Raw genomic sequence first — 20584 nt, 5'->3', positions numbered from 1 at the left:
TGCCGTGGAGGCGAAGGTGTCGAACGAAACCGTTCTTTACGACTACTGGCGCTCCTCGGCGAGCTACCGCGTGCGGGTCGCCCTCAACCTCATCGGCGAAGACTACCGCTCCGTTCCGGTCGATCTGCTTGCAAAGGCGCATCGCACGCCCGAGCATCTTGAGCGCAATCCGCAGGGTCTGGTCCCGGTGCTCGATATCGATGGCGAGCGCCTGACGCAATCGCTCGCTATCATCGAATATCTTGCGGAGACGCGGGCCGGCAGCAGCTTTCTTCCCGCCGATGCGCTCGGCCGGCAACGCGTTCGGGCGCTTTCCTATGCCGTCGCGATGGAGATCCATCCCGTCTGCAATCTCGGCGTCGTTGCGCATGTCATGGCAGCGGCTGAGGACGGCGAGGCCGCGCGGCGGGCATGGATGCAGAAGTTCATCGGCGAGGGCCTCGCCGCTCTCGAGCGGATGCTCGATCACCCCTCGACCGGCGCGTTCTGCCACGGCGATAGTCCGACCATGGCGGACATCTGCCTCGTGCCGCAGGTCTACAATGCCCGGCGCTGGGAGCTCGATCTCTCTCCTTGCCCGCGGATCGTCGCCATAGATCAACGCTGCGCCGAGATCGACGCCTTCGCAAGGGCGCATCCCGATCAGGCAAAGCATTAGCGAGCCCATTCCGATTGCCGTTGCGGCTGGCGCAGCCGTGACCCGTTCCGTCCAGCCGATGTCGCGAATGGATCGGCGGGGCATGGATCGTCACGCTAGTTTTCGCGTGACTGCCCGTGTAAGGGGGCGCGGAAACACCTCAAGAACGAGAGACCCATCGATGAAAAGCTATGTGCTGACCGTCACCTGCAAATCCACCCGCGGCATCGTCGCCGCCATAACAGGCTATCTGGCGGAAAAGGGCTGTTACATCACCGACAGTTCGCAATTCGACGATCTCGAAACCGGTCTCTTCTTCATGCGCCTCACCTTCATCAGCCAGGAAGGCGCGAAGCTCGAAGAATTGCGCGAGGGCTTCAGCCCGGTCGTCAAGCGTTTCGACATGACGATGGAGATCCGCGATTCCGAGGAACGCATGAAGGTGCTCCTGATGGTGTCGCGTTTCGGCCATTGCCTCAACGACCTGCTCTACCGCTGGAAGATCGGCGCGCTGCCGATCGACATCGTCGGCGTCGTCTCCAACCACTTCGACTACCAGAAGGTCGTCGTCAACCACGACATCCCCTTCCACTACATCAAGGTGACGAAGGAGAACAAGCCGAAGGCGGAAGCCCAGCTCATGGAGATCGTCGAGCAGACCGGCGCCGAGCTGATCGTGCTTGCCCGCTACATGCAGGTGCTTTCGGATGCGCTCTGCAAGAAGATGTCGGGGAAGATCATCAACATCCACCACTCCTTCCTGCCGTCGTTCAAGGGCGCCAACCCCTACAAGCAGGCCTATGAGCGCGGCGTCAAGCTGATCGGCGCGACGGCCCATTACGTCACCGCCGATCTCGACGAAGGTCCGATCATCGAGCAGGACATCGCCCGCATCACCCATGCCCAGAGCGCCGAGGACTACGTCTCGATCGGCCGCGACGTAGAGAGCCAGGTGCTGGCGCGGGCCGTGCACGCGCACATCCACCACCGCTGCTTCATCAACGGCAACCGCGTCGTAGTCTTCCCGCCGAGCCCGGGGAGCTATGCGTCCGAGCGGATGGGCTGACGCCGGGACTACCCGCTGTTGCTTCGCCGTCGTCGCGGCTTATAGTCACTCCTGAATTATGACGAAGCGGGCGATTGCCCCTCTCCTCGGGTTTAACCCGAGGACTAACCCTCTCCCCGTAAGGATGGGGAGAGGGGACTTGGGCGACGCGGCTCCTTCTTCCCGCCTGCGGGGAGAAGGGCGGCAGCGGGATGAGGGGCGGAAAGCCCGCGCGTTCCTTGCGGGAGGACTTGAGATGAGCAATCGCGATCCGGTGGTCATCGTTTCGGCGGCGCGTACGCCGATGGGCGCCTTTCAGGGCGGCCTCAAGGATTTGACGGCGCCGGAGCTCGGTGCCGTCGCGCTGAAGGCGGCGCTCGATCGCGCCGGTCTTGGTGCGGTCGACGAGGTGCTGATGGGCAATGTTCTGCCGGCGGGGCTCGGACAGAACCCGGCCCGGCAGGCGGCGCTCGGCGCCGGCCTCGGCGAGGAGACGCCCTCGACCACCGTCTCCAAGGTCTGCGGCTCGGGCATGAAGGCGCTGATGCTCGGCCATGACGGGCTCCTCTCCGGCAGCGCATCCGTCGTTGCCGTCGGCGGCATGGAGTCGATGACGAATGCCCCTTACCTCCTGCCCAAGGCCCGCGGCGGTTTCCGCCTCGGCCACGGCGAGGTCAAGGACCACATGTTCCTCGACGGACTTGAGGATGCCTATTCGGGCCGCCTGATGGGGACCTATGCGGAGGATACGGCGCAGCATTATCAATTCTCCCGCGCCGATCAGGATGCCTTCGCCGTTCGCTCGCTCGAACGTGCCTTGAAGGCGGCGGAAGACACGTCCTTTGCCGAGGAGATCGTCACGATCACCGATGGCGGCAAGCGAGGGAGCGCCAATCTCGACCGGGACGAACAGCCGATGAAGGCCGATCCGGCGAAGATCCCGAAGCTGAAGCCGGCCTTCCGCGACGGCGGCAGCGTCACGGCCGCCAATTCCTCTTCGATTTCCGACGGTGCCGCGGCGCTCATCGTGATGCGGGCGAGCGAGGCGGAGAAGCGCGGGTTGACGCCGCTCGCGATCGTCGCCGGCCATGCCGGCCATGCGCAGGAGCCCGCCTGGTTCACCACCGCGCCGATTGGCGCCATCGAAAAGCTCATTGACAAGCTTAACTGGGAAAAGGGAAGCGTCGGCCTCTACGAAATCAATGAAGCTTTCGCCGTCGTCGCTCTGGCGGCCATCCGCGATCTCGGGCTTTCCGACGACATCGTCAACATCCATGGCGGCGCCTGCGCGCTCGGTCACCCGATCGGCGCCTCGGGCGCCCGTATCGTCGTGACCCTGCTCCATGCAATGCGCGCCAACGGCGTCAAGCGCGGCATCGCTTCCCTCTGCATCGGCGGCGGCGAGGCGACGGCGGTGGGGCTGGAGTTGTTGCAGTAGGGCGTTTTGGGAGTCACTCAAAGGACCCTCCCCAAACCCTCCCCACCGGGGGGAGGGGCTTACTCCCGCTGCGCCTTCTTCTTTCTTTATCGCCGTTACAACAGCCTCAAAGGCATCGAGATGAGGAGGAGCGTGTCGCCGCCAAGCCCCTCACCCTTGTGGGGAGGGTTGGGGAGGGGTGGGTGTTCACGGCGGCGGAGTTGGTGAGCGGCGAACAGCCTCAAATATGCAGCGCGTGCCCCAATCCCTTGAAGGCGGCCTCCTGGAAAGCCTCCGACTGGGTCGGATGGGCGTGGATCGTCCCGGCGATATCCTCAAGACGCGCACCCATCTCGATCGCTAGCGCGAAGGTGGCGGAGAGCTCCGAGACGCCATGGCCAACCGCATGGATGCCGAGGACGAGATGGTTGTCGGCGCGGGCGACGATGCGCACGAAGCCATCTTCCGCAAGTGTCGTCATCGCACGGCCGTTCGCCTGGAAGGGAAATTGACCGATCTTGACCTCGATGCCGGTCGCGCGGGCTTCCTCTGGCGAAAGCCCGGCGCTGACGATTTCCGGGTCGGTGAAGCAGACGGCCGGAATGCAGCGCTTGTCCCAGCTTCGCTTCTGCCTGGCGACGATCTCGGCGACCATTTCGCCCTGGGCCATGGCGCGATGGGCGAGCATCGGCTCGCCGGTCACGTCGCCGATCGCATAGATGCCGCGCATCGAGGTGCGGCACTGCTCGTCGATGCGTATGAAGCGGCCGGACCGGTCGAGATCGATCTCCTCCAGTCCCCATCCCTCGGTAACCGCCCTGCGGCCGACAGTCACCAGCACCTTCTCAGCCGGCACCTCGAAGGCGCGCCCGTTCTCTTCGGCAAGCAAACCGCGCCGATCGGCCGCAAGCCGCTTGGCCGCAGTGCGGGTATAGACGTCGATGCCGAGTTCGCCGAGACGTTTCATCACTGGCCTTGAAAGGTCGGCATCATATTGCGGCAGGATGCGGTCCATGGCTTCGAGCACCGTCACCTTCGAGCCGAGCTTGGCGAATGCGGTGCCGAGTTCGAGGCCGATATAACCGCCGCCGATGACGGCGAGCGTCTCGGGCACCTCTGTCAGCGCAAGCGCTTCGGTCGAGGAGATGACATTGCCGCCGAACGGCAGGTCCGGAAGCTCCACCGGCGCCGAACCGGTGGCAATCACCACTGCCTCGGCGCGAATGCGCTGCAAGCCGGTCTCCGTTTCCACATCCACCGTCTTGCCGTCGACGAAGCGCGCCTGACCGACCACGGCCTTGACGCCCGCCTTCTTCAGGAGCCCGGTGACGCCGCCGTTAAGCCGCCCGACGATGCCGTCCTTCCAGGCGACGGTCCGCCTGAGATCGATCGCCGGCGCATTCAAGGACAGGCCGAGCGGGCTCTTGCCGGAGGCGGCCGCACGAAGTTTGTAATACTCCTCGGCGGCATGGATCAGTGCCTTCGAAGGGATGCAGCCGACGTTGAGGCATGTGCCGCCGGCCTTCGCCTTTTCGACGATCACCGTGTCGACGCCGAGCTGGCCGGCGCGAATCGCGCAGACATAGCCGCCGGGACCGGCGCCGAGCACCAGGAGCTTGCAGGATATTTCCTTCATGGCTTCTCACCCTTCAACGAAAATCAGCGCCGGTGTTTCGAGCAGCGTCTTCAGCCGCTGGACGAAGACCGCGGCATCCCAGCCGTCGATGACGCGATGGTCGAAGCTCGACGAGAGATTCATGATCTTGCGTGGCACGAATTGCGTACCGTCCCAGACCGGACGGATCGCCATCTTGTTGACGCCGACGATCGCGACTTCCGGATGGTTGATGACGGGCGTCGAGGCGATGCCCCCGAGAGCGCCAAGGGAAGAGATGGTGATCGTCGAGCCGGTCAGCTCGTCGCGCGTCGCGGTGCCGGTGCGGGCGGCTTCCGCCAAGCGGTTCAGCTCCGCAGCGCAATCCCAGATCGTGCGTGCCTCGGCGTGACGTACGACCGGCACGGTAAGCCCGGCAGGCGTCTGGGTGGCAATGCCAATGTGAACGGCCGCGTGTCGGTGGATGATGCCAGCATGATCGTCGAAGGTGGCGTTGACACCGGGCTGTTCCGCGACCGTCTTGATGAGCGCACGCATCAGGAAGGGTAAGACCGTCAGCTTCGGCTGCTCGGGCTTGCGGTCCCGGTTCATCGTCGCCCGCAGGTCCTCGAGCGCCGTCATGTCCACCTCCTCCACATAGGTGATGTGGGGGATCCGCGAGGTCGAAAGAGACATCTTCTCGGCGATCCGCCGGCGGAGACCTGTAACCTTGATCTCCTCGACCGCGGTCTTGCGGGCGAGGCCGATTTGCGCCGGCACCGGCTCGGCTCCGCGGCTGATGAAGAGATCGAGGTCCTCATGGGTGATGCGGCCGGCGGGTCCCGTGCCGATCACTTGGCGGAGATCGATACCGCTCTCTTTGGCGCGCAGTCGCACCGCCGGCGAAGCCAGCGGTTTCTTCGAGAGGTCCTGTGCTTCGCGTGGCGTTGGCGCCGGTTTCGAGGCGGCCTGCTCAGGCTTCGGCCGCAGCACTTCCTCCCTCTTCGGCTGGGGCGCTGGGGCAGGCGCGGCGGCCAAGGGCTCTTCGAGCACTGCTTCGGCAAGCGCTTCCGGAACGCTGTCCGGGGGTGGTTCGCCTACCTCGCCGGCTGTCTCGATCCTGACGAGCGGCGCTTTCACGGCAACGGTATCGCCGACTTCCGCTCCGAGCCACAATACCTTGCCGGAGACCGGCGAGGGGATCTCGACGGTCGCCTTGTCGGTCATGACGGCGGCGAGCACCATATCCTCGCGGACCGGGTCGCCGGGTTTCACATGCCATTCGACAAGCTCGGCCTCGGCGACGCCTTCGCCGACATCCGGCATCTTGAGAATGAATTCGCCCATCGCGTCAGCCCTCCATTGCTTCCATGAGCGCGCGGCCGACGCGCGCCGGGCCGGGGAAGTAATCCCATTCCTGGGCGTGCGGATAGGGCGTGTCCCAGCCGGTCACCCGCACGATCGGGGCTTCGAGATGATAGAAGCAATGTTCCTGCACGAGGGATACGACCTCTGCACCGAAGCCCGAGGTCAGCGTCGCCTCGTGCACGACGACGCAGCGTCCGGTCTTTCTCACCGATTGCACGATCGTCTCGAGGTCGAGCGGCAAGAGGCTTCGCAGATCGATCACTTCCGCGTCGATCCCCGTTTCCTCCGCAGCCGTGAGCGCCACATGCACCATCGTACCATAGGTGATCACGGTTACCGCCGAACCCTGGCGGCGGATTTCCGCCTTGCCGATCGGGATGGTGTAGTGTCCGTCGGGCACGTCGCCGAGCTCGTGCTTCGACCAGGGGATGACCGGGCGCTCGTGGTGGCCGTCGAAGGGGCCGTTGTATAGCCGCTTCGGCTCGAGGAACATGACCGGGTCCGGATCCTCGATCGCCGAGATCAGAAGACCCTTGGCGTCATAGGGATTCGAAGGCACGATGACCTTCAAGCCGCAGACATGGGTGAAGAGCGCTTCCGGGCTCTGGCTGTGGGTTTGGCCGCCGAAGATGCCGCCGCCTGTCGGCATGCGCACGACGATCGGGCAGGTGAAGTCGCCGTTCGAGCGGTAGCGGATCCGCGCCGCCTCCTGGGTTAGCTGGTCGTAGGCCGGATACATGTAGTCGGCGAACTGGATCTCGACACAAGGCTTCAGCCCGTAGGCCGCCATGCCGATCGCGGTGCCGACGATGCCGGACTCGCTGATCGGCGCGTCGAAACAGCGGGTCTTGCCGTATTTCGCCTGAAGTCCCTGGGTGCAGCGGAAAACGCCGCCGAAATAGCCGACATCTTCACCGAAGACGACGACATCCTCGTCGCGTGCCATCGAGACGTCCATGGCGCTGCGCACCGCTTCGATCATTGTCATCCTGGCCATTTCAGTACCCCGCCTTCTGCCGCTGGCGGCGGATATGCGGCGGCATCTCGGCATAGACGCCCTCGAAGATGTCGCGCACCGAAGGTCTGCCGCCGGCATGCAGCGTGCCATGGCTTTCCGCTTGTTTCTGTGCCTGGATCACCTCGTCCATGATTTCCGCCTCGGCTTGCGCATGCCGCTCCTCGGACCAGACGCCGCGCACGATCAGGTGTTTCTTGAGCCGCAATACCGGGTCGCCGAGGGGCCAGGCTTCCGATTCCGTCTTGGGGCGATAGGCGCTCGGATCGTCGGAGGTCGAATGCGCACCGACGCGATAGGTCACATATTCGATCAGCGTCGGGCCCAGATTGCGGCGCGCCCGCTCCGCCGCCCAGCGGGCGACCGCATAGACGGCAAGATAATCATTGCCGTCGACGCGCAGCGCCGGAATGCCGAAGCCCAGACCGCGAGCGGCGAAGGTGCCGGAGCCGCCGCGGGCGATGCCCTGGAAGGTCGAGATCGCCCATTGATTGTTGACGATGTTGAGGATGACGGGCGCCTTGTAGGTGGAGGCGAAGACCAGGGCGGAGTGGAAATCCGACTCGGCCGTCGAACCGTCGCCGATCCAGCCGGCGGCGATCCGGGTGTCGTTCTTGATCGCCGATGCCATGGCCCAGCCGACGGCCTGGACATATTGGGTGGCGAGATTGCCGGAGATCGTGAAGAAGCCGTGTTCCTTGGAGGTGTACATGACCGGCAATTGGCGGCCGTGGCAGGGATCGCTCTCGTTCGAGAAGATCTGGTTCATCATCTCGACCATGGGATAGTCGTCGGCAATCAGAAGGCCGGCCTGGCGGTAGGTCGGGAAGTTCATGTCGCCCTTGCGAAGCGCCTTGCGGAAGGCGCAGCTCACGGCCTCCTCGCCGAGATGCTGCATGTAGAAGGACGTCTTGCCCTGGCGCTGCGCCATCAGCATGCGCGCGTCGAAGGCTCTGAGCAGCATCATGTGCCGGAGGCCCGTCAGCAACTCCTCGTCCGAAAGGAGCCCGGCCCAGGGGCCAACCGCCTCGCCCTCACGGTTGAGCACGCGGATAATCGAATAGGCGAGATCGCGGATCGCTTCGGGCTCCACGTCGACCTCGGGCCGCGGCACGGAGCCCGCCTTCGGGATTTTGACGTTGGAGAAATCTGGCTGATCGCCTGGCCGGACGGCCGGCTCGGGAATATGCAGACTTAGTCGACTGAATTCGTCCATGCGGATTCCGGCCTCCCTTCCGGATTGCGCATCGCAAGCAGGTCAGCCCTCGAGGGAAAAGCCTCGCGAGGTCATGCGATGCTGATGGCGGCGGGGCAAATCGCCTGAGCGCGCTCCTCCGCCCTCAGGCCTGCCTGGCTTGCCGACAACCCTCGTTCTCCCAAAGGGTTATGATCACAGACTGCCACGAGTCAGGGCTTTCATGAAGGCTTTTCGACCGCGATCCGCTCGTCCGCCTGAAGAAAGACAGATTCATGCCGACGCTCGCGCCGGGCCGATCTTCAAGCCGGCGCAGGGTCGCGTGTTCGGGTAATTTTCTTTCGCGATCTTTGCCGGTGAGGGGCGTTCAAGGATCTCAGACGGGCGGTGCGATCTCGATCGGCGTGCCGTCGGAGAAGCGCGACAGCCGAAACTCGGCAGGATCGACGATGGGTTTCTCCCCGGTCACGAGATCCGCGACGAGGTGCCCGGCGCCAGGTCCAATGCCGAAGCCGTGGCCCGAAAAACCGGTGGCGATGACGAGGCCCGGCACCTGTTCCGCGTGGGAAATAACCGGCACCACGTCCGGCGTGACATCGATCAGGCCGGCCCAGATCTGCACCGGTTCGACGGCGCGGAGCTTCGGAAGAGCCTTTCTCGCTTCCTCGAAAGCTCTGAGCACGGATTTGGGATCGGGACGCGGATCGAGGATGCGGCATCTCTCGAAGGCGCCCGGTCGATCGAGCGGTTGGGGTGCGATCTCGAGAAGCTCGCGCCAGCTCTGGGCGCTGAGCCCCACCTGTACGGCTTCGCTCTCGGCCTTTCGCGCCGGCCGAAAGTCGCGGAAAAATGCAAAGGTGTCCGGCACGAGTGGGTGCAGGTTTGCGCCTGCGGTGGCGATCGTGTAGCCGCCGTCGAGGCGCTTGCGGTAGGCGTAGGTCGCCGTTGCGCCAGCGCCCTCCGGCCCGCCCTCGATCGGCGCGGTCCTGAGCACGGTGTTGCGCACCTTCAGTTGCGGCAGCCGGATCCCGAGGCCTTTGCAGAAGAGCCGCGACCAGGCGCCGCCGGCAAGCACCACGCTGGAGCTTTCGATGCGGCCCTTCTCGGTGACGACGGCACTGATTCTGCCGGCGCTTTTCTCGATGCCACGGACAGCGCAGCCGGTGACGATATGCGCCCCGGCGCGGCGGGCACCGGCGGCGATCGCCGGCACCGCCTTCTGCGGCTCGGCCCTGCCGTCGCTCGGTGTATAGAGGCCGCCTTTGTAGCGGGTCGCCGCCCCGGCCATCAGGGCCGATGTTTCGTCCGGGCCGATCTGACGACTGTCGACGCCGTAGGGTCTCGCCAGTGCGAGCCAGGCATCGCGGTTGGCGACGTCCTGCCCCGTCTCAGATATGTAGAGAATGCTGCTGCGGCGAAAGCCGGTTTCGCCGCCGACATGGGCATCGAGCGTGTCCCAGATCTTGAGTGCCGCGATCGCGAGCGGAATCTCGCGGCGATCGCGGCCCATGACGCGCACCCAGCCCCAGTTGCGGCTCGACTGTTCGCCGCCGAGCACGCCCTTCTCGCAAAGCACCACCTTGAGGCCGCGTTCGGCGAGGAAAAGCGCCGCGCTGACACCGATGATGCCGCCGCCGATGATGACGACGTCGGCCTTTCTGGGCAGCGAATGGTCCGTCGTGACGGGATCGAGAGTGGGACCGGGCATGATGTTGTCTCTTCGCGGGCGCTTTTTCCTATCGCTGCATCCGTTGGCGGCTTCGATCAAGCCCGCGAGGCCGGTTTTCCGGTCTCCATGCACAGGTCCCCGTACGGGCGCGCCTTTCCGTCTCTTGCCGTAGCCTTTATGTTTGCTCCATGTGCGATACCGACGAAAAACTCCGCCCCATCCTCCGCATCGATTTCCCGCCGGACGAGCGGCTTGGGCGCGGCAAGATCATGCTTCTCGAACTCATCCGTGAAACCGGCTCGATTTCCGCCGCCGGACGGGCGATGGACATGTCCTACCGGCGTGCCTGGCTGCTCGTCGATGCCTTGAACCGCCTGTTCAAGGAGCCGTCCGTCGAGTCGCAGCGGGGCGGCAAGCAGGGCGGCGGGGCGGTGGTCACCGCCTTCGGCGAAATGCTGATTGTGCGCTTCCGCGCGATGGAAGCCAAGACGCGCGCCGCAATCGAAGATGACCTCCATTGGCTGGCGGCTATGCGCGACTCCGACGAGGTGGATGAACCTAGTAGTCCAGCGCGACGGTCTTGATGATGGCGTGGACCGCCTTTCCGGGTGCTAATTCCAACGCATCGCGGGAGAGCGCGGTGATGCGGGCGAGCAGAATGTTGCCGCCGCAATCCACACGAACGTCGACGCTGCCTTGCTGCGCCGGCGACAGATCGGCGATCCTTCCTTCAAGCACGTTGAGCGCGCTGATGCCTTCCGGGCGCGTGGTCGCCAGCATGACATCGCGAGCGGCAATGTAGAGGCGCAGGCTCCGCCCTGGCGGCGCGAGAAGGTGCGGCACGCGGATGAGACATTCGCCGGCGCGCACCAAAGTCAGATAGTGATGGCTGTCATGACTGTCGACGACGCCTCCGATCAGCGCGCCAGCCTCCCGCCGGTCGACCGCAAGCGTGGCGGCGGGCTGGCTGAGGACCGCGGAAACGTCGCCGGCTGCCTTCACCCGGCCATCGTCGAGCACGACGACGCGTTCGGCCAGCCGCGCGACTTCGGCCACCGAGTGGCTGACATAGACGATCGGGATCCGGGTCTCGTCGCGAAGTCGTTCCAGATAGGGCAGGATCTCGGCCTTTCTTGCCTCATCGAGGGCGGCGAGCGGCTCGTCCATCAGGAGCAGGCGGGGAGAGGCGAGCAGCGCCCGGCCGACGGCGACGCGCTGGCGCTCGCCGCCCGAAAGCGTTGACGGGCGCCGATCGAGCAGGTGGCCTATACCGAGCATTTCGACGATCCTGCTGAATTCCGACGCGGACTCGCTCGCGCCTGCGAACCAGCGTCCATAGGCGAGATTGCGCCGGACGCTCAAATGCGGAAAGAGCCGGGCTTCCTGGAACACATAGCCGAAATGGCGGCGGTGGATAGGTGTGAAGACCCCGCGCGTGCTGTCGGCGATCACGTCACCGTCAAGGACGATACGGCCCGCGTCAGCTCGCAGGAGACCGGCGATGATATTGACGAGCGACGTCTTGCCAGAGCCGGAGCGGCCGAAAAGTGCTGTCACTCCACCGTCGGAGCCGAAGGCGGCGTCGATCGTGAAGGAGCCGATCCGATGACGCGCTTCGACCTCGAGCCTCATGCAGCCACCGTTCGCCGCGCCGCGGCCGCGGCGAGAATCTCCGACAGCATGAGCGCCGCCATCGAGACGACGATCGATATGATGGTGAGACGCATTGCGCCCGCATCGCCACCCGGCACCTGCGTGAAGGTGTAGATCGCCGCGGAGATGGTCTGCGTCTCGCCGGGGATGTTGGAGACGAAGGTGATCGTCGCCCCGAACTCGCCCATGGCCTTGGCGAAGGAGAGGATCATGCCGGCGACGATGCCGGGAAGGATCAGGGGCAACGTCACGGTCAGGAAGACCCAGCTGGGGCTCGCACCGAGCGTTGCGGCGGCGTGTTCGAGCTTGCGGTCGACCGTTTCGATCGAGAGTCGGATGCTGCGCACCATAAGCGGAAAGCCCATGACGGCACAGGCGAGTGCCGCCCCCGTCCAGCGGAAGGAAAAGACGAGCCCCAGATGCTCGGCAAGGAAGGCGCCGATCGGTCCGCGCCGACCGAAGAGCAGGAGAAGCACGAAGCCGGTAACGACCGGCGGCAGGATCAGCGGCATGTGGACGAGGCCGTTCAGGACCGACTTGCCCCAGAAGCGACCGCGCGCCAGCGCCATGGCGACAAGAAGCGCGACAGGCAGGCTCGACAGCATGGCGACGGTGGCCACCCGGAGGCTTAGCCGGACGGCCGTCCACTCCGCGTCGCTCAGGCTCATCCAGTCCAAACGTCGAAACCCCTGTTCTCGAAACGCGCCGCCGCGCAACCGGAGTTGCGGCGGAGAAGGCGACAATACGTGCTTCGCTTCTCTTCCTGAAGAGGAGCCGAACTATTCCAGCACCGCGAAGCCTTGCGCCGAGAAAAGCGCAGCGGCCTTTGGTGATCTGACGAATTGGAGATACGCCGCCGCATCGGCATTCTTGCTTTCGGCGGTGATGGCGATCGGGTAGATGATCGGCGGATGGCTGTCTTCCGGGAAGGTGCCGATCACCTTCACGCCCGGATCGGCCGCGGCGTCGGTCTGATAGACGATACCCAAGGGCGCCTCGCCGCGCGACACGAGAAGGAGGGCGGCGCGCACGCTTTCGGCGCCGGCTACCTTCGGGGCGACACTTGGCCAAAGCCCTAGGTTTTCGAGTGCTGCCTTGCCGTATTTGCCGGCGGGGACGGAATCGACGGCACCCATCGCCAGGCGTCCGTCGCCGAGAAGGCCGGTGAGGTCGAGGCCTGGCTTGATCTCGACGGCTTCGGCGTCTGGCTTCGCGGTAACGAGAACGATGCGGTTGCCGAGCAGGTTGGAGCGGGTATCGGCCTTAATCAGCTTCCCGTCGGCAAGATAATCCATCCAGGCAAGGTCGGCCGAGATGAAGATGTCGGCGGGCGCCCCCTGTTCGATCTGCTTTGCCAGAGCCGAGCTTGCCGCATAGGAGGTGGTCGTCTCCTTGCCGGTTTCTTTGCGCCATTCCTCGTTGATTGCGTCGAGGGCGTTCTTAAGGCTTGCCGCTGCGAATATGGTCACCTTTTCCGCCGCATTGGCGGGGGCGAAAGCGGCTCCCGCCACGACGATGCCAAGCGCCAGAGCCAAAGTCTTCAGTCCGAGACCTCTAGATCTCATCGCCTTGAGCCAGTCTCTCCGTCTTCTCGTCACACCTGCCTCCATCTCACCCGTGATATTTCCGAAGATATAACGCATGGCTGTTTTGGTAGCGCTATATCTGAAGAAATACAATGCTGTCGTGAGAGGGTAATCAAAACGGTGAACCGAGATGGCCAAATGTTGCAGAGGCGCTTGCGATGGTCGGTCGCACGTCTAAATTCCATGGAGACGAAACAAGGTGACGACGCTTATGGATGCGACGATCAGGCTGGAAGAAAGCTGGAAGGCCGCGCTGGCGCCGGAATTCCGTCACAGCTACATGGCTGATCTCAAGCGCTTCCTAGTGGAAGAAAGGCAGCAGGGCCGGCAAATCTTTCCGAGGGGAAGCGAGTATTTCCGGGCGCTCGACCTGACGCCGCTCGGCAAGGTCCGCGTCGTCATTCTCGGTCAGGACCCCTATCACGGAGACGGCCAGGCGCACGGGCTCTGCTTCAGCGTGCGGCCGGGCGTGCGCGTACCGCCGTCGCTTGTCAATATCTACAAGGAGCTTCAAGAAGACCTTGGCATTCCACCGGCCCGCCACGGCTTCCTCGAGAGCTGGGCGCTGCAGGGAGTGCTGCTCCTCAATGCCGTGCTGACGGTCGAGCGCGGCCGGGCCGCTTCGCATCAGGGGCGCGGCTGGGAGCGCTTCACGGATGCCGTCATTCGCGCCGTCAACGAGCAGGAGCAGCCGGTCGTTTTCATGCTCTGGGGCTCCTATGCGCAAAGGAAGGCGGCGTTCGTTGATCGTTCCCGGCATCTGGTGTTGACTGCGCCGCATCCCTCGCCGCTCTCGGCCCACTCCGGTTTCTTCGGCTGCCGGCATTTCTCCAAGGCAAACGCCTTCCTTGTGTCCAAGGGGCTCGATCTGATCGATTGGCGGCTGCCGGAGGACCCACCGCTGGCAGTCGACCGGCAGATCGCGCCCATCTGTTGACGCGGTGATTGCGCCTCCCGTCGCGAACGGACTTGCGCCCGCGACCTCGATCCGCCAAAGACGGCCCCATGCGCTGTCAGCGCGAAGGAGAGAGGCATGCGGCACATTCTGATCATCGGTATCGGTGCGGGTAACCCCGAACACATGACGATCCAGGCGATCAATGCGCTGAACCGGGCCGACGTGCTCTTCATCCCGACCAAGGGAGCGAAGAAGACGGAGCTCGCCGAAGTGCGCCGCGAGATCTGCGGTCGCTATGTTACGCGGAGCGACAGCCGTACAGTCGAATTCGCCGTGCCGGTCCGCAGCACCGAAGGTCGCAGCTATATCGAAAGCGTCGACGACTGGCATGCGAGCATTGCCGCTACCTACGAGGCGCTGCTCAAGGACGAACTTGCAGATGGACAGACCGGCGCCTTCCTCGTCTGGGGCGATCCGATGCTCTATGACAGCACGATCCGCATCGTCGAAAGGGTGAAAGCTCAGGGACGGATCACCTTCGATTTCAACGTCGTTCCCGGCATCACCAGCGTGCAGGCGCTCTGCGCCAGCCACCGCATCCCGCTCAATCTCGTCGGCAAGCCGGTCGAGATAACAACCGGCCGACGGCTTACGGAGAGCTTTCCGCACAGAAGCGAGACGGCGGTCGTGATGCTCGACGGCGAGCAGGCGTTTCGGAAGATCGAAGATCCCGACGCTGAGATCTATTGGGGCGCCTATCTCGGAACGCCGGACGAGATCTTAATTTCCGGGCGTCTTGCCGAGGTGAAGGACGAGATTCTGAAAGCACGCGAGGCGGCGCGCGAGCGCATGGGCTGGATCATGGACATCTATCTTCTGCGCAAGGGGGCCGATTTCGATGAATAGTCGCCCGAAGGTCTTCGAGTGCCTTTGATCTCTCTCAAGGCACCGGCCTGTGGTATAGGCTCCATCAGGAAATGGCCGCCGAGGCGGCATTTCTTGCGAAGGATGACGGAGGACGATGACAAGCTGCGCCGCGCCACCTGAGTTATCCGGAACCGGCACATCGATGCGCCGTGGCGCCTGTCCGTCGCTCGCCGCCCCGATGCAGACCGGTGACGGGCTGCTCGTGCGGCTGAGGCCCGCGGCCGTTGGCCTGACGCCGGCGGAAGTGAAGGCGCTTGCCGGCGCGGCCGCGGCATGCGGCAGCGGGATCATCGAGATCACCGCGCGAGGAAACCTGCAGATCCGCGGTCTGACCGCAGCGAGCGTTCCGGCGCTAACCGAAGCGATCGGGAAGGCGGGGATCGCCATTGCCGAGGGCGTTGCGATCGAGACGCCGCCGCTTGCCGGATTCGACCCGGACGAGATCGGCGATCCCCGGCCGCTGGCGCAGGCGTTGCGGGCGGCGATTTCCCGCGCACGGGCGCTCAGGCTTGCGCCGAAACTGTCGATCGTCGTCGACGGCGGCGGCCGTTTCCATCTTCAAGACATGGTCGCCGATCTGCGTCTCAGTGCGATCGTCCGGGACAAACGTGTTTTCTGGCTGCTTTCGATCGCCGGCACGGCGCACTCGGCGACGCCCATTGCCCTTCTCAAGGCGCGAGAAGCGGTCGCCGCAGTCATGGATGTGCTGACTGGTCTCAACGCGCTTGGCCCCGCGGCCCGCGGCCGCGACCTCGATGCGGATCGCCTTCGCCAGCTCTGGCCCTCCGACATGGACTTGCCGCCTGCAGGCGACGGCGGCAGACCTTTGCCGCCGGCGGGCATCCATGCTTTCGGCCGTGCTGGCATTGTGCTCGGCCTCGGCCTGGCCTTTGCGCAGACCGATGCGGCCAATCTCACCGCCTTCATCCGGCAGGTCGAGGAGCTTGGGGCCACCGAGATCCGCCTAGCGCCGCGACACGGCCTTTTCGTGCTCGGGCTTTCGAACGAGGCGGCAGCACTGGCGCAGCACCTCGCGCACGCACACGGGTTTCTCGTCTCCTGCGACGATCCGCGCAATCATATAGCGACCTGCGCCGGCCTCGCCTGCGCTTCGGCCCGGATGGACACCAAGGCGACAGCAGCGCTAATGATCGAAGCGGCGCCTGACCTTCTCGACGGTTCGCTTATCGTGCACCTTTCCGGCTGCCGCAAGGGATGCGCCAGGCCGGCGGCCTCTCCGCTGGCGCTCGTCGGTGCGCCATCAGGATATGCGCTTGTCGTAAATGGCACTGCTTCCGTCGCGCCGAGTGCCTACAGGGATGAAAACCGAATACGATCCGCACTGGCCGCTCTCAATAGCCTGGTGCGGCAAAATAAAGACGCTGGCGAATCGGCGCTCTCCTGTCTTACACGGCTCGGGACCGCGCGCATCGCTCAAGCGTTTGAACAGGGATAGAAATGCCTGATTACGATTATATCCGCGATGGCAACGCCATATACCAGCGTTCCTTCGCGATCATCCGGGCAGAAGCCGATCTTTCCGGCTTCTCGGAGGAAGAGGCCGATCTTGCGGTGCGCATGGTGCATGCCTGCGGCTCCGTCGAGGCGGCACGCCAGTTCGTCTTCTCGCCGGACTTCGTCTCCGCGGCGCGCATGGCGCTGAAGAACGGCGCGCCGATTTTCTGCGACGCGGAAATGGTCGCACACGGTGTGACGCGGGCGAGGCTGCCCGCCGGTAACGAGGTCATCTGCACGCTACGCGATCCGCGCACGGCGGAGATTGCGGCCGAGATCGGCAACACGCGTTCGGCCGCGGCGCTCAAGCTCTGGGGCGAGCGGACGGCGGGCTCGGTCGTCGCGATTGGCAACGCGCCGACGGCGCTCTTCTATCTGCTCGAAATGCTGCGCGACGGCGCGCCGAAACCGGCGGCGATTCTCGGCATGCCGGTCGGCTTCGTCGGCGCGGCGGAATCGAAGGATGCGCTCGCCGAGAATTCCTACGGCGTTCCCTTTGCCATCGTGCGCGGCCGACTCGGCGGTAGCGCGATGACGGCGGCGGCGCTGAATTCGCTCGCGAGGCCGGGTCTGTGAGCGCCGGCGAAGTGGGAAGGCTGATCGGTGTAGGAACAGGTCCCGGCGACCCGGAGCTTCTGACGGTGAAGGCGGTCAGGACGCTCGGCGAGGCGGATGTCGTTGCCTATTTCGCCAAGGCCGGGCGCAACGGCAATGGCCGTGCCGTGGTCGAGGGCCTGTTGAAGCCCGACCTAGTAGAGTTGCCGCTCTACTATCCGGTGACGACCGAAATCGACAAGGACGCGGGGGCCTATAAGCGTCAGATTACCGATTTCTACAACGCCTCGGCCGAAGCCGTGGCTGTGCATCTTGAAGCCGGGCGAACGGTCGCGGTGCTGAGCGAGGGCGATCCGCTTTTCTACGGCTCCTATATGCACCTGCATGTGCGGCTTGCCGGCCGGTTCCCGGTCGAGGTCATTCCCGGCATCACCGCCATGTCCGGCTGCTGGTCGCTCGCGGGGCTGCCGCTGGTGCAGGGCGACGACGTGCTCTCGGTCCTGCCCGGCACGATGGGCGAGGGTGAGCTTCAGCGCCGCCTCGCCGACACGGAAGCCGCCGTCATTATGAAGGTCGGCCGCAATCTGCCGAAGATCCGCCGGGCGCTTGCCGCGGCCGGCCGCTTGGAGAGCGCCGTCTATGTGGAGCGCGGCACAATGAAGAACAGTGCGATGGTCCCGCTCGGCGAGAAGCCGGACGACGAGGCGCCCTATTTCTCGCTGGTGCTCGTGCCCGGCTGGAAGGACAGGCCGCGGGAGGACATACGATGACGGGGAGGCTCTTCATCGTCGGCACTGGCCCCGGCAATCCGGCACAGATGACGCCCGAGGCCAAAGACGCGATCGCCGTTGCGACCGAGTTCTTCGGCTATGGCCCTTATCTCGACCGGCTGCAGCTCAGAGCCGACCAGCGGCGCATCGCCTCCGACAACCGCGAAGAGCTGGATCGGGCCGAGGCGGCGCTTGTCCGCGCCAGCGCCGGGGTCGACGTCTGCGTGGTATCCGGTGGAGATCCCGGCATCTTCGCGATGGCGGCGGCCGTCTGCGAGGCGATCGACAACGGGCCTAAGGAGTGGCGGCAGGTGGATCTCACGATCACGCCGGGGGTCACCGCCATGCTTGCCGTTGCCGCGCGTATCGGCGCGCCGCTCGGGCACGATTTCTGCGCCATGTCGCTCTCGGACAATCTGAAACCCTGGGATGTCATCATCAAGCGGCTGAGGCTCGCCGCAGAGGCCGGGTTTGTCATCGCCCTCTATAATCCGATCAGCAAGGCGCGGCCCTGGCAACTTGGCGACGCTTTCGAGGTCCTGCGGCAAGTGCTGCCGGCGCGCGTGCCGGTGATCTTCGGCCGAGCGGCCGGGCGGCCCGATGAGCGCATCGCGGTCATGCCGCTCGGTGAAGCCGATCCCTCCCGTGCCGATATGGCGACCTGCGTGATCATCGGCTCGCCCGAGACGCGGATCATCGCTCGCGATGGAAAGCCGGATCTCGTTTACACGCCGCGGTCCTTCACCGGGGAAAGCCATTGATGGATGCGTTCGAGCGCCTCGTCGCAGTCGCCGACCGTCGCCACGTCGGCGGGCTTGTGGCGCTCGACCATCACCACGTCGAGCCCGAGCTTTCGCGCCGCGGCGATCTTGCCGTAAGTAGCGGTGCCACCGCTGTTCTTGGCGACGACCACGTCGACACCATGCTCACTGAGCAATTCGATCTCGTCGGCCTCCGCGAAGGGACCGCAAGCGAGTATGGCGGTGACGTCCGGAAGGGCGAGCGGGGGCGTAACCGGGTCGACACTGCGCACAATATAGCTGTGCTGCGGCGCCCTTTCGAAGTGGAATGCCTCCTGGCGGCCAATCGCGAGAAACACGCGGCGCGGCGCTTCGCCGAGGGCGGAGACCGCCTTGGCCACGCTCTCGACGCGCGTCCAGCGATCGCCGGCTTCGGCCTCCCATACGGGGCGGCGGAGCGCAAAGAGCGGCGTTCCGGTCGTATCCGCCGCCGCGGCGGCGTTGTGCGATATGCGTGCCGCGAAGGGATGCGTCGCATCTATGAGGAGGGCGATGTTCTCGGCCTTCAGGAAGGCAGCGAGCCCCTCCGCTCCGCCGAAGCCGCCGATGCGCGTCGGCAAGGGCTGCGGGCGCGGGTCGGCCGTGCGGCCGGCAAGCGAGATCGCCGCATCGTAGCGCAGATCGGCTGCGAGGCGCTCAGCCAGCTCACGCGCCTCCGTCGTTCCGCCGAGGATCAGGATGCGAGGTCTGTCCATGGCTGACATGTCGAACAGTGGCTCGGCCATCATTGCCCCTTGGCTCACCATCATCGGTATCGGAGAGGATGGTGTAGCCGGTCTCGGCGACGAGGCCAAGCGGCTCATCGAAGCTGCACCGCTTGTCTTCGGCGGCGCGCGCCACATCGAACTTGCCGCGCCGTTGATCAAGGGCCAGTGCCACATATGGCAGAGCCCCTTCGAAAAATCGGTCGAGGCGATCCTTGTGCGGCGCGGCAGCCCCGTTGTCGTACTCGCCTCCGGCGACCCTTTCCTTTTCGGCGTCGGCGCCACGCTGGCCCGCCGCGTCGATACGAGCGAAATGCGCACCATTCCCGCGCCGTCCGCCTTTAGTCTCGCCGCCTCGCGGCTGGGCTGGGCGCTGCAGGAGGTCGCGACGGTTTCGCTGCACGGGCGCCCGCTCGATCTCATTCGGCCGCATCTACAGCCGGGCGCACGCGTGCTGGCACTGACCTCGGACGAGAACGGGCCGAAGGCGCTTGCCGAACTGCTCAGCGGCAGCGGTTTCGGTCAGTCGTGGCTTACAGTCCTCGAGGCAATTGGAGGGGAGCGCGAGCGCGTCTCCCGTCACATCGCCGTAAGCTTCGCGCTGGAACAGGTCGACGCCTTGAACGTCTGCGCCGTCGAGGTCGTCGCCGATGCGGACGCGCGCGTCCTGCCGCTTGCGAGCGGTCTCGACGATCGGCTCTTCGAACATGACGGCCAGATCACCAAACGCGAGGTGCGGGCTTTGACGCTCTCGGCCTTGGCGCCGCGCAGGGGAGAGCTTCTCTGGGACGTCGGCGCCGGCTCGGGCTCGATTGCCATCGAATGGATGCTTGCCGATCCGGCGATGCGGGCGATCGCGGTCGAGGCGTCATCCGAGCGAGCCCAGCGTATCGGCCGCAATGCGACCCGCTTCGGCGTGCCCGGCTTGGTGGTCGTCGAGGGCGAGGCGCCGGACGCACTGCGAGGCTTGGCCCGCCCGGACGCAATCTTCGTCGGCGGCGGCGGCAGCGAGCCGGGCGTTATGGACGCGGCGATCGCGGCACTTCCCCCGGGCGGACGGCTGGTCGCCAATGCCGTGACAACGGAAATGGAAGCGGTGCTCATCGCTCACCATGCGCGGCTTGGCGGATCACTGATCCGCATCGATGTCGCGCGGGCCGCGCCCGTCGGCTCGATGACGGGCTGGCGCCCGGCCATGCCGGTCACGCAATGGTCGTGGATCAAGGCCTGAAAGAT

Annotated in this window: 20 protein-coding genes; 11 read left to right on the top strand and 9 right to left on the bottom strand. The window is 65.2% G+C overall.

All coding sequences use genetic code 11. The features are described from left to right. The first annotated feature begins 4 nt into the window (after positions 1-4). The 3 genes from maiA (at position 5) to M728_RS14120 (ending at position 3120) form a co-directional block, all read left to right on the top strand. A complete protein-coding gene (gene maiA / locus M728_RS14130; RefSeq protein WP_026620651.1) occupies positions 5-658 on the top strand; it encodes a maleylacetoacetate isomerase in 654 nt (217 codons plus the stop codon). A 160-nt stretch (positions 659-818) separates the two neighbouring features. Beyond that, a complete protein-coding gene (gene purU, locus M728_RS14125) occupies positions 819-1703 on the top strand; it encodes a formyltetrahydrofolate deformylase (protein WP_026620652.1) in 885 nt (294 codons plus the stop codon). A gap of 235 nt (positions 1704-1938) precedes the next feature. Continuing rightward, a complete protein-coding gene (locus tag M728_RS14120; protein ID WP_026620653.1) occupies positions 1939-3120 on the top strand; it encodes an acetyl-CoA C-acyltransferase in 1182 nt (393 codons plus the stop codon). A 220-nt stretch (positions 3121-3340) separates the two neighbouring features. On the opposite strand, the gene lpdA is transcribed toward M728_RS14120, so the two are convergent. From lpdA to M728_RS14095, 5 genes are all read right to left on the bottom strand, one after another. Continuing rightward, positions 3341-4735, bottom strand: coding sequence for a dihydrolipoyl dehydrogenase (gene lpdA, locus M728_RS14115; RefSeq protein ID WP_026620654.1), 1395 nt, complete (start codon positions 4733-4735; stop codon positions 3341-3343). Positions 4736-4741: 6 nt separating this feature from the next. Then, the gene (locus M728_RS14110; RefSeq protein ID WP_026620655.1) at positions 4742-6040 is read right to left on the bottom strand and encodes a dihydrolipoamide acetyltransferase family protein; all 1299 of its coding nucleotides are present in this window, start codon (positions 6038-6040) and stop codon (positions 4742-4744) included. A gap of 4 nt (positions 6041-6044) precedes the next feature. Next, on the bottom strand, positions 6045-7058 hold the full coding sequence (locus M728_RS14105) for an alpha-ketoacid dehydrogenase subunit beta (RefSeq protein ID WP_026620656.1): 1014 nt from the start codon (positions 7056-7058) through the stop codon (positions 6045-6047). Between the two features lies 1 nt (position 7059). Further along, a complete protein-coding gene (locus M728_RS14100; RefSeq protein ID WP_026620657.1) occupies positions 7060-8292 on the bottom strand; it encodes a 3-methyl-2-oxobutanoate dehydrogenase (2-methylpropanoyl-transferring) subunit alpha in 1233 nt (410 codons plus the stop codon). Between the two features lie 355 nt (positions 8293-8647). Further along, on the bottom strand, positions 8648-9979 hold the full coding sequence (locus tag M728_RS14095) for an FAD-binding oxidoreductase (RefSeq protein WP_026620658.1): 1332 nt from the start codon (positions 9977-9979) through the stop codon (positions 8648-8650). A gap of 149 nt (positions 9980-10128) precedes the next feature. Between M728_RS14095 and M728_RS14090 the strand changes: the two genes are divergently transcribed. Continuing rightward, a complete protein-coding gene (locus M728_RS14090) occupies positions 10129-10524 on the top strand; it encodes a winged helix-turn-helix domain-containing protein (protein WP_034883584.1) in 396 nt (131 codons plus the stop codon). On the opposite strand, the gene modC is transcribed toward M728_RS14090, so the two are convergent. The 3 genes from modC to modA form a co-directional block, all read right to left on the bottom strand. Continuing rightward, the gene (gene modC, locus M728_RS14085) at positions 10499-11572 is read right to left on the bottom strand and encodes a molybdenum ABC transporter ATP-binding protein (RefSeq protein WP_026620659.1); all 1074 of its coding nucleotides are present in this window, start codon (positions 11570-11572) and stop codon (positions 10499-10501) included. The two genes, M728_RS14090 and modC, sit on opposite strands and share 26 nt — an antisense overlap. After that, complete coding sequence (gene modB, locus M728_RS14080; protein WP_026620660.1) at positions 11569-12261, bottom strand: molybdate ABC transporter permease subunit; 693 nt, start codon at positions 12259-12261, stop codon at positions 11569-11571. Before modB ends, modC begins: the two co-directional genes overlap by 4 nt. 111 nt (positions 12262-12372) lie before the next feature. Next, positions 12373-13203 (bottom strand): molybdate ABC transporter substrate-binding protein, encoded by an 831-nt coding sequence (gene modA, locus M728_RS14075; RefSeq protein ID WP_370906474.1) that lies wholly within the window; start codon positions 13201-13203, stop codon positions 12373-12375. Positions 13204-13390: 187 nt separating this feature from the next. On the opposite strand from modA, the gene ung reads away from it, so the two are divergent. From ung to M728_RS14045, 6 genes are all read left to right on the top strand, one after another. Then, positions 13391-14116 (top strand): uracil-DNA glycosylase, encoded by a 726-nt coding sequence (ung, locus tag M728_RS14070; protein WP_026620662.1) that lies wholly within the window; start codon positions 13391-13393, stop codon positions 14114-14116. Positions 14117-14212: 96 nt separating this feature from the next. Next, positions 14213-14983, top strand: coding sequence for a precorrin-6A synthase (deacetylating) (cobF, locus tag M728_RS14065; RefSeq protein WP_026620663.1), 771 nt, complete (start codon positions 14213-14215; stop codon positions 14981-14983). Positions 14984-15098: 115 nt separating this feature from the next. Further along, entirely contained in the window at positions 15099-16460 is a 1362-nt protein-coding gene (gene cobG / locus M728_RS14060) for a precorrin-3B synthase (RefSeq protein WP_026620664.1), read from the top strand. Positions 16461-16462: 2 nt separating this feature from the next. Beyond that, the gene (locus tag M728_RS14055) at positions 16463-17095 is read left to right on the top strand and encodes a precorrin-8X methylmutase (protein WP_026620665.1); all 633 of its coding nucleotides are present in this window, start codon (positions 16463-16465) and stop codon (positions 17093-17095) included. Beyond that, a complete protein-coding gene (locus tag M728_RS14050; protein WP_026620666.1) occupies positions 17092-17844 on the top strand; it encodes a precorrin-2 C(20)-methyltransferase in 753 nt (250 codons plus the stop codon). Before M728_RS14055 ends, M728_RS14050 begins: the two co-directional genes overlap by 4 nt. Next, complete coding sequence (locus M728_RS14045) at positions 17841-18605, top strand: precorrin-3B C(17)-methyltransferase (RefSeq protein WP_026620667.1); 765 nt, start codon at positions 17841-17843, stop codon at positions 18603-18605. The genes M728_RS14050 and M728_RS14045 overlap by 4 nt, the downstream gene beginning before the upstream one ends. Here the strand turns inward: M728_RS14045 and M728_RS14040 are convergent. Then, entirely contained in the window at positions 18569-19369 is an 801-nt protein-coding gene (locus M728_RS14040; RefSeq protein WP_026620668.1) for a cobalt-precorrin-6A reductase, read from the bottom strand. The two genes, M728_RS14045 and M728_RS14040, sit on opposite strands and share 37 nt — an antisense overlap. On the opposite strand from M728_RS14040, the gene M728_RS14035 reads away from it, so the two are divergent. After that, entirely contained in the window at positions 19347-20579 is a 1233-nt protein-coding gene (locus tag M728_RS14035; protein ID WP_026620669.1) for a bifunctional cobalt-precorrin-7 (C(5))-methyltransferase/cobalt-precorrin-6B (C(15))-methyltransferase, read from the top strand. The genes M728_RS14040 and M728_RS14035 overlap by 23 nt on opposite strands. Positions 20580-20584: the final 5 nt, after the last annotated feature.

The organism is Ensifer sp. WSM1721, from assembly GCF_000513895.2.
Taxonomy (GTDB): domain Bacteria; phylum Pseudomonadota; class Alphaproteobacteria; order Rhizobiales; family Rhizobiaceae; genus Sinorhizobium.
This window is presented reverse-complemented; position numbering and strand designations above follow the sequence as displayed.